The sequence below is a fragment of the Aestuariibaculum sp. YM273 genome (assembly GCF_030908365.1).
In the GTDB taxonomy this organism is placed as follows: Bacteria; Bacteroidota; Bacteroidia; order Flavobacteriales; family Flavobacteriaceae; genus Aestuariibaculum; species Aestuariibaculum marinum.
Genome location: NZ_CP133090.1, coordinates 565,418 through 579,262 on the forward strand (window position 1 = coordinate 565,418; position 13,845 = coordinate 579,262).

General features: G+C 34.6%; 14 protein-coding genes. 5 read left to right on the top strand and 9 right to left on the bottom strand.

Annotation, left to right across the window (positions count from 1 at the left end):
• Positions 1 to 10 precede the first annotated feature (10 nt).
• The 3 genes from RBH94_RS02425 to RBH94_RS02435 form a co-directional block, all read right to left on the bottom strand.
• Entirely contained in the window at positions 11 to 3,649 is a 3,639-nt protein-coding gene (locus tag RBH94_RS02425; RefSeq protein WP_307882224.1) for a SusC/RagA family TonB-linked outer membrane protein, read from the bottom strand.
• 166 nt (positions 3,650 to 3,815) lie between these two features.
• Positions 3,816 to 5,003, bottom strand: coding sequence for a FecR family protein (locus RBH94_RS02430; protein WP_307882225.1), 1,188 nt, complete (start codon positions 5,001 to 5,003; stop codon positions 3,816 to 3,818).
• Positions 5,004 to 5,089: 86 nt separating this feature from the next.
• Positions 5,090 to 5,647 carry an RNA polymerase sigma factor gene (locus RBH94_RS02435; protein ID WP_188223535.1) on the bottom strand — a complete coding sequence of 186 codons (558 nt, stop codon included), beginning with the start codon at positions 5,645 to 5,647 and terminating at the stop codon, positions 5,090 to 5,092.
• Between the two features lie 367 nt (positions 5,648 to 6,014).
• Here RBH94_RS02435 and RBH94_RS02440 point away from each other — a divergent pair, with 367 nt between their 5' ends.
• On the top strand, positions 6,015 to 6,365 hold the full coding sequence (locus tag RBH94_RS02440; RefSeq protein ID WP_307882226.1) for a potassium channel family protein: 351 nt from the start codon (positions 6,015 to 6,017) through the stop codon (positions 6,363 to 6,365).
• Between the two features lie 77 nt (positions 6,366 to 6,442).
• A complete protein-coding gene (locus tag RBH94_RS02445; RefSeq protein ID WP_307882227.1) occupies positions 6,443 to 7,249 on the top strand; it encodes a hypothetical protein in 807 nt (268 codons plus the stop codon).
• 64 nt (positions 7,250 to 7,313) lie between these two features.
• Here the strand turns inward: RBH94_RS02445 and RBH94_RS02450 are convergent, their stop codons facing one another.
• Both RBH94_RS02450 and RBH94_RS02455 read right to left on the bottom strand, forming a co-directional pair.
• Entirely contained in the window at positions 7,314 to 7,856 is a 543-nt protein-coding gene (locus RBH94_RS02450; RefSeq protein WP_307882228.1) for a hypothetical protein, read from the bottom strand.
• Positions 7,857 to 7,907: 51 nt separating this feature from the next.
• On the bottom strand, positions 7,908 to 8,501 hold the full coding sequence (locus RBH94_RS02455; RefSeq protein ID WP_307882229.1) for a hypothetical protein: 594 nt from the start codon (positions 8,499 to 8,501) through the stop codon (positions 7,908 to 7,910).
• Between the two features lie 177 nt (positions 8,502 to 8,678).
• Between RBH94_RS02455 and RBH94_RS02460 the strand changes: the two genes are divergently transcribed.
• Positions 8,679 to 8,813, top strand: a complete 135-nt coding sequence (locus RBH94_RS02460; protein ID WP_188223530.1) for a 30S ribosomal protein THX — start codon at positions 8,679 to 8,681, stop codon at positions 8,811 to 8,813.
• Between the two features lie 4 nt (positions 8,814 to 8,817).
• Here RBH94_RS02460 and RBH94_RS02465 read toward each other — a convergent pair whose 3' ends face one another.
• From RBH94_RS02465 to RBH94_RS02480, 4 genes are all read right to left on the bottom strand, one after another.
• On the bottom strand, positions 8,818 to 9,546 hold the full coding sequence (locus RBH94_RS02465) for a hypothetical protein (protein WP_307882230.1): 729 nt from the start codon (positions 9,544 to 9,546) through the stop codon (positions 8,818 to 8,820).
• A 106-nt stretch (positions 9,547 to 9,652) separates the two neighbouring features.
• Positions 9,653 to 10,411 carry a peroxide stress protein YaaA gene (yaaA, locus tag RBH94_RS02470; protein WP_307882231.1) on the bottom strand — a complete coding sequence of 253 codons (759 nt, stop codon included), beginning with the start codon at positions 10,409 to 10,411 and terminating at the stop codon, positions 9,653 to 9,655.
• A 124-nt stretch (positions 10,412 to 10,535) separates the two neighbouring features.
• Positions 10,536 to 11,594 carry an RluA family pseudouridine synthase gene (locus RBH94_RS02475; protein WP_307882232.1) on the bottom strand — a complete coding sequence of 353 codons (1,059 nt, stop codon included), beginning with the start codon at positions 11,592 to 11,594 and terminating at the stop codon, positions 10,536 to 10,538.
• A gap of 3 nt (positions 11,595 to 11,597) precedes the next feature.
• The gene (locus RBH94_RS02480) at positions 11,598 to 12,113 is read right to left on the bottom strand and encodes a PASTA domain-containing protein (RefSeq protein WP_374047701.1); all 516 of its coding nucleotides are present in this window, start codon (positions 12,111 to 12,113) and stop codon (positions 11,598 to 11,600) included.
• Between the two features lie 267 nt (positions 12,114 to 12,380).
• On the opposite strand from RBH94_RS02480, the gene RBH94_RS02485 reads away from it, so the two are divergent.
• Complete coding sequence (locus tag RBH94_RS02485; RefSeq protein WP_307882234.1) at positions 12,381 to 13,355, top strand: D-alanine--D-alanine ligase; 975 nt, start codon at positions 12,381 to 12,383, stop codon at positions 13,353 to 13,355.
• Positions 13,356 to 13,386: 31 nt separating this feature from the next.
• Positions 13,387 to 13,842, top strand: coding sequence for a pantetheine-phosphate adenylyltransferase (coaD, locus tag RBH94_RS02490; protein ID WP_307882235.1), 456 nt, complete (start codon positions 13,387 to 13,389; stop codon positions 13,840 to 13,842).
• Positions 13,843 to 13,845 lie beyond the last annotated feature (3 nt).

Here is a 13,845-nt window from a genome sequence, read left to right on the forward strand (position 1 = left end):
GTTGTACTTTTTAGAAAGACATGTTTAAATTAAAACTATAATTAGGTAAAAGCGGCATACCTACACTTCTTACTTGCTCTGGATCCTGACCTTTTAATTTACTATCAAAAGTGTAGAAACCAAGGTTACTACCTTGCGCACTCAATCTTACCCTCTTAATTCCCGTACCAGTAAGCAACTTATTTGGTAAGGTATATGCTAAGGTTAACGATTGTAATCTTATGTGGCTTGCATCTACTACGCGAGCATCACTCATATCGTACATCCACCAAGCGTTACGTCCAGAAGGTACTACGCGTTGAACGTTTGTTACATATATTTGATCATACCCATCGGCAGTAAGGCTTTGTCCAGTAAAATTTTGAGCATAATTAGATATTGCAGGAATATCGGTAATTAATTCATCACCTGGTTGTCTCCAACGATTAACAAAAACACTATTCATGTTTTCGTATGGCAATGGTAAGTTCTGGTTACCACCGTATAACGGCAACAATCTTGTTTTGTAGGCTAATTTGTAAGTAAAGTTTGCAGATAAGTTAAATTTACCAAATCTAAATTCAGTACCAAAACCTCCGTAAAATTTAGGAATTCTAGACCCTTCGTATACAAGCATTTTTTCTAATTGCTCTCCGGCCGTTAATTCTTCTTCTACTAAACTTTCGAACGTTGGTAAACCATCTTCAGTTAAGCCAGCGAATTTATAAGAGAAGAATCCGTAAGTTGGGAAACCTGCTCTGTAAATACTTCCGTTTAAATAATCGGTAACTGTTAAGTTATTTTCACCTTCAAATCCTTTGGTTACACGGTCTCTATCGTGAGAGAAGTTTAATCGCGTCGTCCAACCAAAATTCTTGGTATTGATATTTCTGGTTCTAATACTAAGCTCAAAACTGTTTACATCTTTAGATCCAGCATTGTAAAGTTGCGTATCTGTTCCGTTAACATTCGAAATAGGACGCGTTAATAATAAATCGGTACTTTTCGTGTAAGCATAGTCAAATGCACCACTAATTTTACCACCTAACAAGCTATAGTTTAAACCAAAGTTTGCAGTTTGCGATTTTTCCCAACGTAAATTAGCATTTGGGAAAGAATTTAAATTAGCTGTGTTTTCAGGGTAATATATAACATTGTTATTTCCATACCCAGAGATAATCATATACGGGCTTGCATTAGGCATAGTACCGCGCACACCATAAGACGCTCTTAATGCTAATTCATCTACATCTATGATATCTTTCATGAAAGATTCGTTATGAATGTTCCAACGTGCCGATGTAGACCATGCTGGTTTAAATTTAAAACGCTCGTATTGACCGAAAGCATTCGACCCGTCACTTCTTGCGTTAACATTGAAGATATAACGATCTTTATATACGTAATTTGCAATAGCAAACACAGAAAAACTATTGGTTAATCTATCGGTAATATTTGGGTAAATATCCTGCCCGCCATGTGGTGTTAACCAGTTAAACGCTGCATCATAAGGATAGTTTTCAAAATCAATTATAGATGTTCCAGCTCCTGGCACAGGAATTGGCCTTGGTCTTGGCAAAGCGATAAATCCTCTACCCTGGAAATGATTATAGCCAGGCACAGCAAAACCTCTTGCTCCCCAGTATTGTGCAGAGCGTACCTCATTACCAAGGTTAACGTTTACCGTATGATCGTTATTTATCTTAAAGTTATAATTTAACTGATTGGTTAAAGTATAGGCATCCTGACTTACCATACCGGCATTGTAAATACCTCCAAACGGCACTAATCCACCTAAATCTACATGGTTTTCCACCATGTCGTTAAAATCGTCGTATGTACGCAATTTTGAAATATAGTGTGTATCTTCGGTAATCCACTGCTCATCCAAATTTGTTGTACTTCTATAACTTGCTTGCGAACGTAATCTTAAGTTATCAATTAACTCCCAGTTAAGGGCTACCGCAATATTTAAATCTTTGTTTATTACTTTTCGATCTGAGTTATCTGTTTCATTAAGAATGTTGTATCCTCCAAAAACAGTTTGACCGTTTCCACTTCTGTAAATTTGTCGGCTTGTATAAAAATAATCGCCATTGTCCTCGTATAAAGGAATGGTTCTACTGGTGTAATACGCCTGATCGAAATAATTAATTGATTGGTGGTTGTATTGCCCCTTTTGTACAGAACCACTTAATTTAAAAGATATTGTTACATTATCTCTTAAATCAATATCCATGTTAGAACGTGCTGTAATCCTGTTAAGGCTTACGTTTTTTTCTGTACCTTGTTGGTCGTCGTAACCTAAAGAGAAAAAGTAACGCGATGTATCACTACCACCTGATGCACTTACATTATGTCTTTGCGTATAAGAGTTTTGGTATAACTCACCAAACCAATCGGTATTTAAAGTCTCTAAATACTTTACCTGCGCTTCAAATTCGGCCTGGTTATACGTACCATCCCAAAGACTTTGTAGAGCACCTTCGTATCCTAAACGGTCTACGTTTTGGTAAAACCCAGTGTACCCAAGGTTTCTTTCGTACATTTCTCTAGAAACGTCAATACGCTCCTTAGAGTTCATTAAGTCAAAATCGTTATATGATGGCGCTTGTACAAAACTATAACTACCGCTGTAATTTAAAGCTGGTTTGCCTTTTGTACCTCTTTTCGTGGTAATTACAATTACACCATTGGCTGCTCTGGTACCATAAATAGCAGTTGCTGCAGCATCTTTAAGGATATCGATTTGATCTATATCTGTTGGATTAATACCAGAAAGTGCATTACCAATAATATTAACATTATCGAAACTATTAATTTGATCGGCAGAAAGAGGGACAGGATCTTCGTAAATTACACCATCTACAACCCAAAGCGGACTTTGGTTTCCTGTAAAGGTACTACCACTACGTATTCTAATTTTTGTAGCCGCCCCAGGTGTAGAGCTTACATTTACAACGCTTAAACCTGTTGCTTTACCATCAAACATTCCATCTAATGAAGGAACACCTAATAAATCCAAATCTTCTGACTTCATAGAAAAAGAAGCACCAGTATTTTTATTCTTTTCAATTTCTTGAATTCCAGTATAAATTACAACCTCTTCAAGACCTTGTACATCCTCTTCCATTTGTACGATCACTTCTGAAGTTTTGCTAACTTCAACTTCTTTAGTAGTAAAACCAACATAAGAAAACACTAATACTGAAGGTTTTTTAGGAAGTTTTACAACAAATTTCCCGTTAAAATCTGTTACGGCTCCTAGTTTACTATTTTTAAGAATAATAGATACTCCAGGAAGAGGCTGGCTAGATGCCGCATCCACCACCGTACCATTAATTGTCATGGTTTCTTGTTGTTGATCTTTATCTTCATCAACAATAACAATCACACCATCTACATATTTAAAAGATAAGCCTGTACCGCTTAAAACCTCATTTAAAAGCTCGGTTAAAGGAACATCTGTTTTATTTACAGAAATTTTATCTAATTCGGCAATTTTAGCTTCGTTAAAGAAAAAACTCTGATTTGTTTGTTTTCTAATTTCTTCGAACAAGGTTGAAAAACTCACCCCTGTTAAATTTAAACTCACACGCTTAGATTGCGTAGCATTGGCGGCATTTAACGTGAGTACAGCACTCAAGATTAAAATAATTGTCAATCTCATTTTTAGGTTTGGTTTGTTTTTGTCTTCTCAGTTGCCTGAAAAGAGGTTAATAGCATCATTTTCATAAACATTAATTAATTGATTGAATATTACTTTTTTTTTATAGATGCAAAATATGTGAAAAAGATGCGCGGTCTTCTCCTAAATTTTCATCTAAAAAGTAATTTTATTCAGAAACATAAACTTTATTGTTATGCCCTATTTGAATATTAACAGACATTTCTGCCTCGATAATTTTCAAAATACCCGACATATCATTATATCTTGGTAAATCGCCTGTAAATTTCAACACCTTAAGTTTTTCACCTTCTATCTGGTAATCTACATTATACCATTTAGAAATTTTAGAGAACAACTCTTCAAGTGTTACATTATGAAATACAAAACGACCTTCTTTCCAAGCAACATAAGGATAAACGTCGACGTCCTTTTTCACAATAGATTTCGTGTTAATATCGAAGTTAGCTTGTTGGTTTGGTGATAAAAATTCGTTAGAATGAGAATATTTTTCTTCTACTTTTACTTTTCCTTCTACAAGTGTGGTGATTATATGATTATCTTCTGTGTAGGCTGAAACATTAAATTCTGTTCCTAAAACCTGAACTTCTTGAGTACCCGAAGTAACTATAAAAGGCAGTTCTTTATTTGGCGTCACATCAAAATATGCTTCTCCCTCTAAAGCTACACGACGTTCTGAACCAACAAAGGGAACGGTATAGGTTAATTCTGTATCTGAATTCAACCACACCTTAGTACCATCAGAAAGTACAATTTGATACTCTCCTCCTCTAGGCACTTTTAATGTATTTGTTTTTACATTACCATCATGTTTAGACGAACCGGTATTATACTGCAGTACACCCTTTACATTTTCAAGAGCCACAGTACCTTCTTGCATCTTACTATCTTGTGACTGTTGAAGATCTACAACTTCTCCTGTAGACAATACCAACTCGGCATGAGTTGTCCCTGGGGCAATACTAGAATCTTCTACTGATTTTAAATTTGAATTTGTAATCTTAAAAAATGTAAAAACAGCAAAGCCCACAACAAGTACAGCTGCTGCTGCAGACATCCTTTTAATGGTTTTCAATCTTAAAACTTTACCGGGTTTTTCGGAAGCGCTCTCCATATTCTCTAAAAAAGAGGCCCACTCCTCCGTAGTGTCGATTGCCTTCAATTTCTCTTGCCATTCCATAAAAGAATAAGCGTTCAAAATATCATCTGCGATTTCTTTATTATTACCTTGCTGTTCCCATTCTTGAAAAACTTCCTTTTGTTCGTTAGTTAAAGAATCGAAAACTTTCCCAACTAAGAGTTTCGAATGATTTATTTGCTTATTTATGTCTTCCATATCCTTAAATTTACAACAAACAGATATGTTGTATATAATAAGGACGTACGATTTTTAAAAGAGAGTGACAGTTTTGTTAAAAAAAACTAAAAAAATTGAATAAAATTACCTAGAACAATAGCAACAAACTGAGAACCAAGCAATTCTCTTAGTCTATTATAGGCTCTTTTTTTTACAGTTTTAACAGAATTTATGGTAATTTCTAATTCAGTAGCAATATCTTGATTGCGATACCCTTCTAATGTTAACATCACTACACGTTCAGCCTGAGGAGATAATTCTTTTATTGCATTATGCAACAACTTATACGTTTCTTCCCGTAATATTTCGTTTAAAAAAGATTTTTGGGCAATAGTTAGACCTTCATCTAAGGATGTGTTTGAGATTTTCTTCTCCTTTCTTAATTGGCTTATGCAAGCATTTTTCACCAGGACATACAGGTAGGCTTGCAAAGCCTTTTCACTAGTAAAATCTTCAGTATCTTTTTGCCATAGTTTCACAAAGGCTTCTTGAGCAATATCCTTCCCTTTTTCCTCACTTTTTAAAATGCGTGAAGCCAGAATGTACATCGACGGAAAAAGGCGCTCAAAAATAGCTTTGAACTCCTTACTGTTATACTGAATCGTTTTACCTGAAACTTTCATTATTGTTCTTTTCCGAAAACCTAAACACACATAAACAACTTAAAAACAAACACTTAAAACCATTCTTCTTTTTAAGCAATTTACCTATATATTAACTCTTTGTAAAATTATTGCAAGTTTAGCAAAGTTATTTAGATTATCATGACATTTTGTGAAGTTTATCTTAAAACTAAAAGACTCACTACCAACCGGTTTCCAAACTACAAATAATTGCTTTTAGACACATTAAAATCTTACAAATTGAATTTTACCAAAGTATAAGTACAAAGGAAATCCCTGTCGGAAAAACCCTTAATCACCCTTCATAGGTATATTAATAAAATAATCATTATTTTTAGTCGAATCAAGCCAATACTATTTTATTACTATGATAGCTTTCTTTGTTAATATTCTCCGGTTAAGTAAAATTGTATTTAAAGGTATTAAACAGGATTATGAGTTTAGATTTCTTTTCGTTTCCATTATTTTACTTCTTATTGGAGCCACTATGTTTTATTCAAAAACAGAAAACTGGTCTATACTTGACGCCCTGTATTTTTCGGTAATGACCATGGCTACCGTTGGATATGGCGACCTTACCCCAAAAACAGACTTAGGAAAAATATTTACCATGGTATACACCTTTTTAGCCATTGGTGCCTTTGTTGCTTTCACTGCTAAAATTGTAACCATTATGTTCTATAACAAACGACAAAAAAAACAGAAGACCTCAAATTAACTTTTAAATCATGTTTTTTCACTATCTTGGTAGTAAACTATTTACAAAAAACAGAAACACTTTTAATTATAAATCATATGAAAAGTTTTTACCAGATTTTATTACTCACAGTACTTTCTCTAGGTTCTATTGAAATTACTGCCCAAGATGGAAGCGGAGCTGATGATTTAGCAAAGCAACTTCAAAATCCCGTAGCTAATCTAATTAGCGTCCCCTTTCAAGCTAATTATGATTTAAACGTTGGTCCTGAAGACGGAACAAAATTCTTAACTAATGTACAGCCGGTTATTCCAATTAGCATTAGTGAGAACTGGAATCTTATTGGTCGTGCTATTATTCCAATTGTAAAGCAATGTGATGTTAATGGCAATAGCGGAAAACAAAGCGGACTAGGTGATGCCATGATTAGTGGCTTTTTCTCTCCTAAAGCCCCAACTAAAGGCGGACTAATTTGGGGTGTGGGACCTGCTATCTTAGCACCTACAGCAACAAAAGATGAATTAGGTTCCGAAAAATTTGGTTTAGGCCCAACAGCAGTGGCTTTAAAACAAATAAAATCGGTTACTGTTGGCTGTTTAGTAAACCATATATGGTCGGTTGCGGGAAAAGATGATCGTGCCGATGTAAACGCGACATTCTTTCAACCGTTTATTGCTAAAAACTTTTCTGGAGGCTATGCTTTAGCTTTTAATACAGAATTGACCCAAAACTGGGATTACGACGCGACTTCGGGTACATTTAATATTGTAGCCTCTAAAGTGGTATCTTTTGGCTCACAAATGACTCAGATATTTGCAGGTCCCAGAATTCATTACGGTAATGGCAATCCCGCCGAATGGGGTATACGTGCTGGAATCACACTATTATTCCCTACAAAATCATAAACCTAATGCTCTAAATAAAAAAAGCACCTAAATTTAGGTGCTTTTTTGTATCCTGATGTATTTCTTACAACTTCTTTGAAACCCCCAAACCTAAATTAATGGTATTATAGGCATCCCACCTAAAATCGTTTCCGAGAGATATTTCAAACTCCCATTCTTTCGGCATTTCTATAGCATAAGCTACTTCGGCTCGAATTAGAAATAAATTTTCACCGCTAGCAAATTCACCTCCCAGCCCAAGCAAATAGCTAAAATGTTCTCCTGGTTTATAAACCCCCATTAATGCAGGAGCTACAGGTTTTTCTCTTTCTAAAAAGGCTTCCTCTCCTTCCTCTGAAACCAAATTTTTTTCAACCACAAAGTTTTCTATAATAATGTCGGTATGTAACCCTACCGCCCACTTTTCGTTTAGCCAATAATTATAATACAAGGTGAACGATGGAAGCGCTTTCCATTCCTTTTTACCCTCAGCATATAAACTAGGCACATGGGCGTGCCCTAATAAAAAACCTATTTGATGCTTAAATTCTTCTTCAGATTCTTCCTGAGCCCAAACGCAAGCAGATACTGAAAACATCAACCCTAAAAAAAGTATTATTCTTTTCATACTGTCTCATTTTTTTGCAATTCAACTTAAACGCATAATCCTCGAAACGCTTTACTTTTTATTAATAACAGTTTCTATATCTATTTCTTTACCAAAACTATACAAACCCGCCATAGCCTGTTTCATAGATATTGGATAGTAATTTATCGATTCTTTGGGAACATAACGCACCTCGCCAGCATCCAACCTTGGAGCATCTGGAATAAATAGCGTTATAAATTTATCTGTTGTTGCCGTTATAAAAGCAATATTGTACCGGTCTTTATCTTCTTCTAAAATAATAGCATCCCAAAATTCATTGATAACCATTTCCTGATCACCAATCATACGATATTTTAAAATCTGAACCGAAGGAAAATGAACAAATAACTTTTCTTCAATATTTGTACTCCATTTTTTAAAGACGCCCTTTTGAATGAAATAACCACTAATAACACAAATTGCGATTATTATTAAGAGACATACAATTAAAACGGCAGCTCCACCAAACACAGAATGCAAACCAAAAGCCTGAGTTATTTTAACTGCTAAAGGCGTTATTAACGCAATAGCTTTTGTACCTAATAAAATAATAAACAATACAGGAGTGAGAAAAAAAAGTCCTCCTATAATAAGCGAACGCGAAGGTGTTTTAAATTTAGCCATAAGAAGTTAACTATAGTTATCTATTAATTTAACTAGCAACAGATTAACATAAATAAATATACATATTTAATTACACCTATACACACGTTAATAAAACTTTTATTACAAAAACTCTAAGCACATCTTCTTTGGAAATCACGTGTTAATTTCTTATAATACCTTAAACAAATTCAAATTATGGGAAAAGGAGATAAAAAAACAAAACGAGGAAAAATAAATCGAGGGACTTTTGGTGTTAGACGACCAAGAATAAAAAAGAAACCTTCTGTTGAAACCAAAATAGATATTAACAAAAAGGCAATTGCAAAATAAGGTTTTAAACCTCAATTTCCGATAAGACCTTATTAGCTTCATGTACAGTATTTCGATACATACGCTTATTTGGAGCGGTCATGTTTTGGGATTCGGTTACAATATCCTGAAGAATCTCTTTGGCTTCATCAGCCTTATGACGTTCTATTAAAAGTTTAGCCAAGGTTAAGCGCTCTTCATAAAACGAATACCGGATATCTATTTGTTTTAAATTTGCTTCAGCTGCTTCAAAATTTCCTAATTTATCCTGCGCTAAACCAAATACAAATTGTGCTCTCGATTTATCAAATTCATGCTTATCTTTTATCTTTTCTGCGTAGGCAATAACTTTATCGAATTCCTCAACTTTAAAATACGCTTCAATAAGCTTTGTAATGATATAAAAGTGATTCTGAGATTTATCTTTTAGCGCCTCTTCGTATTGAGCAATAGCTCTAAAAAAGTCTTGTTTGGCCAAATACGCATCAGCAAGGTTTACCCGATTTTGATAGGTTTCAGAAAAACGAAGTCGTTTTTCTAAATCTTTTATCTTTTTAGTAGGATTAACCACAGACACGATACCATCCTGAATCTTTTCAGCATCACGTTTGTTATATACCTGAGTTACTAAGTAAATGATTGAACCCAGCACCGGTAAAAACAGAATAACAAACACCCAATAGTAAGCATTTCCGTTTTTAAACAAATGATAAATACAATATGCCTGAAAGGCTAGAATAAGATAGTATAACATTGAAATAAAATAATAAGAGGAAATTTAAGCGTCGTAACCAACCTTAAATTTCCTCTCTAAATTAAAAGATTATTTCAATAAAAAAAAGGCTTTTCCTTACAATTGTTTATCTGATAAAAACCAAATCGGTATCGGTAGACATAGCTTCACTAAAACCATAACCACCGTAATTAAACCCTTTTAAATCGTCTACAGATTTTGCGTTAGTATCCACAACATATCGCGCCATTAAGCCACGAGCTTCTTTTGCAAAAAATGAAATGACTTTGTATTCTCCGTTTTTTAAATCTTTGAAATTCGCTGTGATTACAGGAACCTTTAATGATTTTTTATCAATAGCTTTAAAATACTCGTTACTCGCAAGGTTTAAAAATAACTCATCCTCTTCTAACTCTTCATTCAAGGCCGCAGTTATATCTTTCTTCCAAAACTCGTAAAGGTTCTTTTTAGTGCCTACGGGAAATTTAGTTCCCATCTCTAAACGATATGGCTGAATTAAATCTAAAGGCTTTAACAAACCATACAAACCAGATAGAATACGTACGGTACTTTGAAGATTATCTAGTTTATTTTCATCAACAGTATAAGCATCTAAACCTTTATAAACATCACCATTAAAGGCATAAACCGCTGGTCTTGCGTTATCGGTTGTAAAAGGTAATTCCCAAGACTGATTACGTTCGTAATTTAATTGCCCCAAAGCATCAGAAATACTCATAAGTTGAGACAGGCTTTTAGCAGATTTCTTCTTTAAAAGCTTGTTAATGCGCTCTGACTGTTTTAAAAACTGAGCTTCTGAACTTTTTGTGGTTGGTAATTCACTTTCAAAATCGAGCGACTTGGCTGGAGATATGACTAATTTCATCAGTTTAAATCTATTTTTATGACTTATAATTTCACATCAAATTTACAATTACTGCTCCATATTGAAAATAAGAAACAACAATTATTTATAATGTAACTATAGAAAGATTTTATTGACATTTATTTTAAGCCTCTTCCGAATCGGTTTCTAAAGACTGATGTTTCGCATATACACGCCATTTCTCCATACAGTCTACCATATCCTGAGGGATAGGAGCTTCAAACCTTAAAAACTCTCCGGTACGTGGGTGTTCAAAACCTAAGGTTTTCGCATGTAGCGCCTGACGAGGTAATACTTTAAAACAGTTTTCAACAAACTGCTTATATTTCGTAAACGTTGTGCCTTTAAGTATTTTTTCACCGCCGTAACGCTCATCATTGAATAGTGTGTGACCGATGTGTTTCATATGCACACGAATTTGATGCGTACGCCCGGTTTCCAGTTTACAAGATACAACGGTAACATATCCTAAACGCTCTAGAACTTTATAATGGGTTACAGCTGGTTTTCCTTTATCGGCTTCTTCATCTAAAAATACGGTATTCTGTAATCGATTTTTAGGGTGTCTACCAATATTGCCTTCTACAGTACCTTCATCTTCTTCTATATTCCCCCAAACAATAGCCACATATTCACGTTCACTGGTTTTCTCAGCAAACTGCGCTGCCAAATGCGTCATAGCCTCTTCTGTTTTGGCAACTACAAGAAGTCCGCTGGTATCTTTATCTATGCGATGCACCAATCCCGGACGGTCACTGGAATTGTTTGGCAAATTATCGAATCTGTAAATTAAAGCATTAATAAGGGTTCCTGAATAATTTCCATGCCCTGGATGCACGACCATTCCTGCCGGCTTATTAACCACTAAAACATCGTCATCTTCGTACACAATATCTAAAGGAATATCTTCACCCACCAATAAATTTTCGTAGGTTGGATGAGCGAACATCACACGAATGTTATCGCCGGGTTTTACCTTATAATTCGATTTTACTGCAACATCATTCACAAAAATACCGCCATCCTTTGCCGCATCCTGAATTTTACTTCTGGTTGTGTTTTCAATAAAATTCATTAAATACTTATCGACACGAAGTGGCTTTTGTCCCTCCTTTACCGTAAATGCAAAATGCTCATACATTTCGCTTTCCTCATCAAAATTCTCTGGTGTATAATCTTGCATAAATTATGGTCTGTTACCATTTCCTAAAACCAAATCAATTGTAGAGGTTTTAGGTAACTGATCTCCTGGATTTAATAATTCGTCTTTATGTTGCATTTTTAAAACCACATCTTTAGCGATGTTGTCAACATAAGTTAATTTACCCACTTTAAAACCAAGGGCTTCCAAGGTTGGTTTTGCCTGTCTTAAAGTACGCTCCTTTAAATCTGGCACGGCAATTTTGCGATATCCTGACGGATTTAAAGTGATATATATTTTTCTGTTTTCTTTAACCTTACTCCCTGCCGGTGGCTCCTGGTCGATTACTGAAAACTTTGGGTAATCGGGATTGTAATTTGCCGAATCCTGAATTTGCATTACCAAACGATTATCTTCCAACTCCATTTCGGCTATACTAATAGACTTTCCTTTTAACTCCGGAACGGTTTCAAATTTACCATGATTAGTGGTTACATTTAACCACTTTAAACTTAGATAAACAATTACAAAAACGGCAACCGCTGCGATTAGTATTTGCATTAAAAATGCTCTACTTGTTAGAAATTTGATAAGGCTCATTTATAAAATTTTCAATTAGGCAAATATATAAAAACAGAACTGTTTTTTCTTTTGCAATTTATGTGATATTTTAGCTTAACTTATAATAGATACGTTTTATTATACATATTTAGACTTACACCTTAACAATTTATACCTGAATGAAACACTTAATGCTAAACTTTAATCATAAAGCAAATAGTTATTTAGTGTTCCATGTGACCTTAAAACAAAAGTAAATATCAATACATGAAAAAGAATATTGCCATTATTATGGGAGGCTATTCTAGCGAATATCAAATCTCATTAAAAAGTGGAAACGTGGTTTACGAAACCTTAAACCCAGAAAAATATAACGCTTACCGAATTCACATTTTTAAAGATAAATGGGTTTATGTCGATGGTAATAATGAAGAATTTAATGTAAACAAAAATGATTTCTCGGTTCTTGTTAACGATACAAAAATTACTTTCGACTGTGTTTTTAATGCTATTCATGGTTCACCCGGCGAAGACGGCTTTATGCAAGGCTATTTTAAACTTTTAAATATTCCGCATACCAGTTGCGACATGTATCAGGCTAGTTTAACATTTAATAAAAGGGATTGCTTAAGTGTATTAAAACCTTACGGAATTAAAACAGCCGAATCTTTCTATTTGAATTTGGGTGATGCAATTAATGAAGACGCCATTATTACCAAAGTTGGATTACCTTGTTTTGTAAAAGCCAACAAAGCAGGTAGTAGCTTTGGTGTTACAAAAGTTCATAAAAAAGAAGATTTACCAAACGCGATAGAGGTTGCTTTTAAAGAAGATGATGAAATTATTATTGAATCGTTTTTAGACGGTAAAGAAGTTTCTGTCGGCGTTATCTCTTTTAAAGGGGACACCAAAGTATTACCGATTACTGAAATTGTTAGTGAAAACGACTTTTTCGACTACGAAGCCAAATATTTAGGAAAATCTCAGGAAATCACCCCGGCAAGGCTTACTCCCGAAGAAGAACAAAAAGTAACTACTGTTGCTAAACAAGTGTACGAGATATTAAAAATGAAAGGCTTTAGCCGAAGTGAATATATCTTTAAGGACGGTGAACCTCACCTATTAGAAATGAACACCATTCCTGGTTTAACCAGAGAAAGCATCTTACCTCAGCAAGCCGCTGCAGCCGGAATTAGTTTAGGCGAATTATTCGACAATGCTATTGAAGAAGCTTTAAAATAATTTATAACTATCTTTATACAAAGTATTAAAAATGAGACGCGCTTTATTTCCCGGTTCTTTCGACCCTATTACTTTGGGGCACTTTGATATTATTAAACGAGGTGTTACCCTTTTTGATGAAGTTATAGTAGCTATTGGAGTTAATTCAGATAAAAAATACATGTTCTCCTTGAAAGAACGCCAGGCTTTTATCGAAGAGGCCTTTGCTGATGAGCCTAAAGTAAAAGTGGTAACTTACACCGGTTTAACTGTTGATTTCTGTAATGAAATTGGAGCTGAATTTATACTTCGTGGTTTACGTAATCCTGCCGATTTCGAATTTGAAAAAGCCATTGCGCATGCCAACAGACGTATGGCGACTATTGAAACGGTATTCTTACTAACCTCCGCAAAAACATCGTTTATATCCTCATCAATAGTTCGCGATGTAATTAAAAACGAAGGAGATTATACAAAGTTTGTTCCAGATAGTGTTCGCATTAACTAAATC

Excerpts from the sequence above, each read along its gene's own strand:
- RBH94_RS02425 (WP_307882224.1), bottom strand. The coding sequence starts at position 3,649 with ATGAGATTGACAATTATTTTAATCTTGAGTGCTGTACTCACGTTAAAT.
- RBH94_RS02430 (WP_307882225.1), bottom strand. The coding sequence starts at position 5,003 with ATGGAAGACATAAATAAGCAAATAAATCATTCGAAACTCTTAGTTGGG.
- RBH94_RS02435 (WP_188223535.1), bottom strand. The coding sequence starts at position 5,647 with ATGAAAGTTTCAGGTAAAACGATTCAGTATAACAGTAAGGAGTTCAAA.
- RBH94_RS02440 (WP_307882226.1), top strand. The coding sequence starts at position 6,015 with ATGATAGCTTTCTTTGTTAATATTCTCCGGTTAAGTAAAATTGTATTT.
- RBH94_RS02445 (WP_307882227.1), top strand. The coding sequence starts at position 6,443 with ATGAAAAGTTTTTACCAGATTTTATTACTCACAGTACTTTCTCTAGGT.
- RBH94_RS02450 (WP_307882228.1), bottom strand. The coding sequence starts at position 7,856 with ATGAAAAGAATAATACTTTTTTTAGGGTTGATGTTTTCAGTATCTGCT.
- RBH94_RS02455 (WP_307882229.1), bottom strand. The coding sequence starts at position 8,501 with ATGGCTAAATTTAAAACACCTTCGCGTTCGCTTATTATAGGAGGACTT.
- RBH94_RS02460 (WP_188223530.1), top strand. The coding sequence starts at position 8,679 with ATGGGAAAAGGAGATAAAAAAACAAAACGAGGAAAAATAAATCGAGGG.
- RBH94_RS02465 (WP_307882230.1), bottom strand. The coding sequence starts at position 9,546 with ATGTTATACTATCTTATTCTAGCCTTTCAGGCATATTGTATTTATCAT.
- yaaA (WP_307882231.1), bottom strand. The coding sequence starts at position 10,411 with ATGAAATTAGTCATATCTCCAGCCAAGTCGCTCGATTTTGAAAGTGAA.
- RBH94_RS02475 (WP_307882232.1), bottom strand. The coding sequence starts at position 11,594 with ATGCAAGATTATACACCAGAGAATTTTGATGAGGAAAGCGAAATGTAT.
- RBH94_RS02480 (WP_374047701.1), bottom strand. The coding sequence starts at position 12,113 with ATGCAAATACTAATCGCAGCGGTTGCCGTTTTTGTAATTGTTTATCTA.
- RBH94_RS02485 (WP_307882234.1), top strand. The coding sequence starts at position 12,381 with ATGAAAAAGAATATTGCCATTATTATGGGAGGCTATTCTAGCGAATAT.
- coaD (WP_307882235.1), top strand. The coding sequence starts at position 13,387 with ATGAGACGCGCTTTATTTCCCGGTTCTTTCGACCCTATTACTTTGGGG.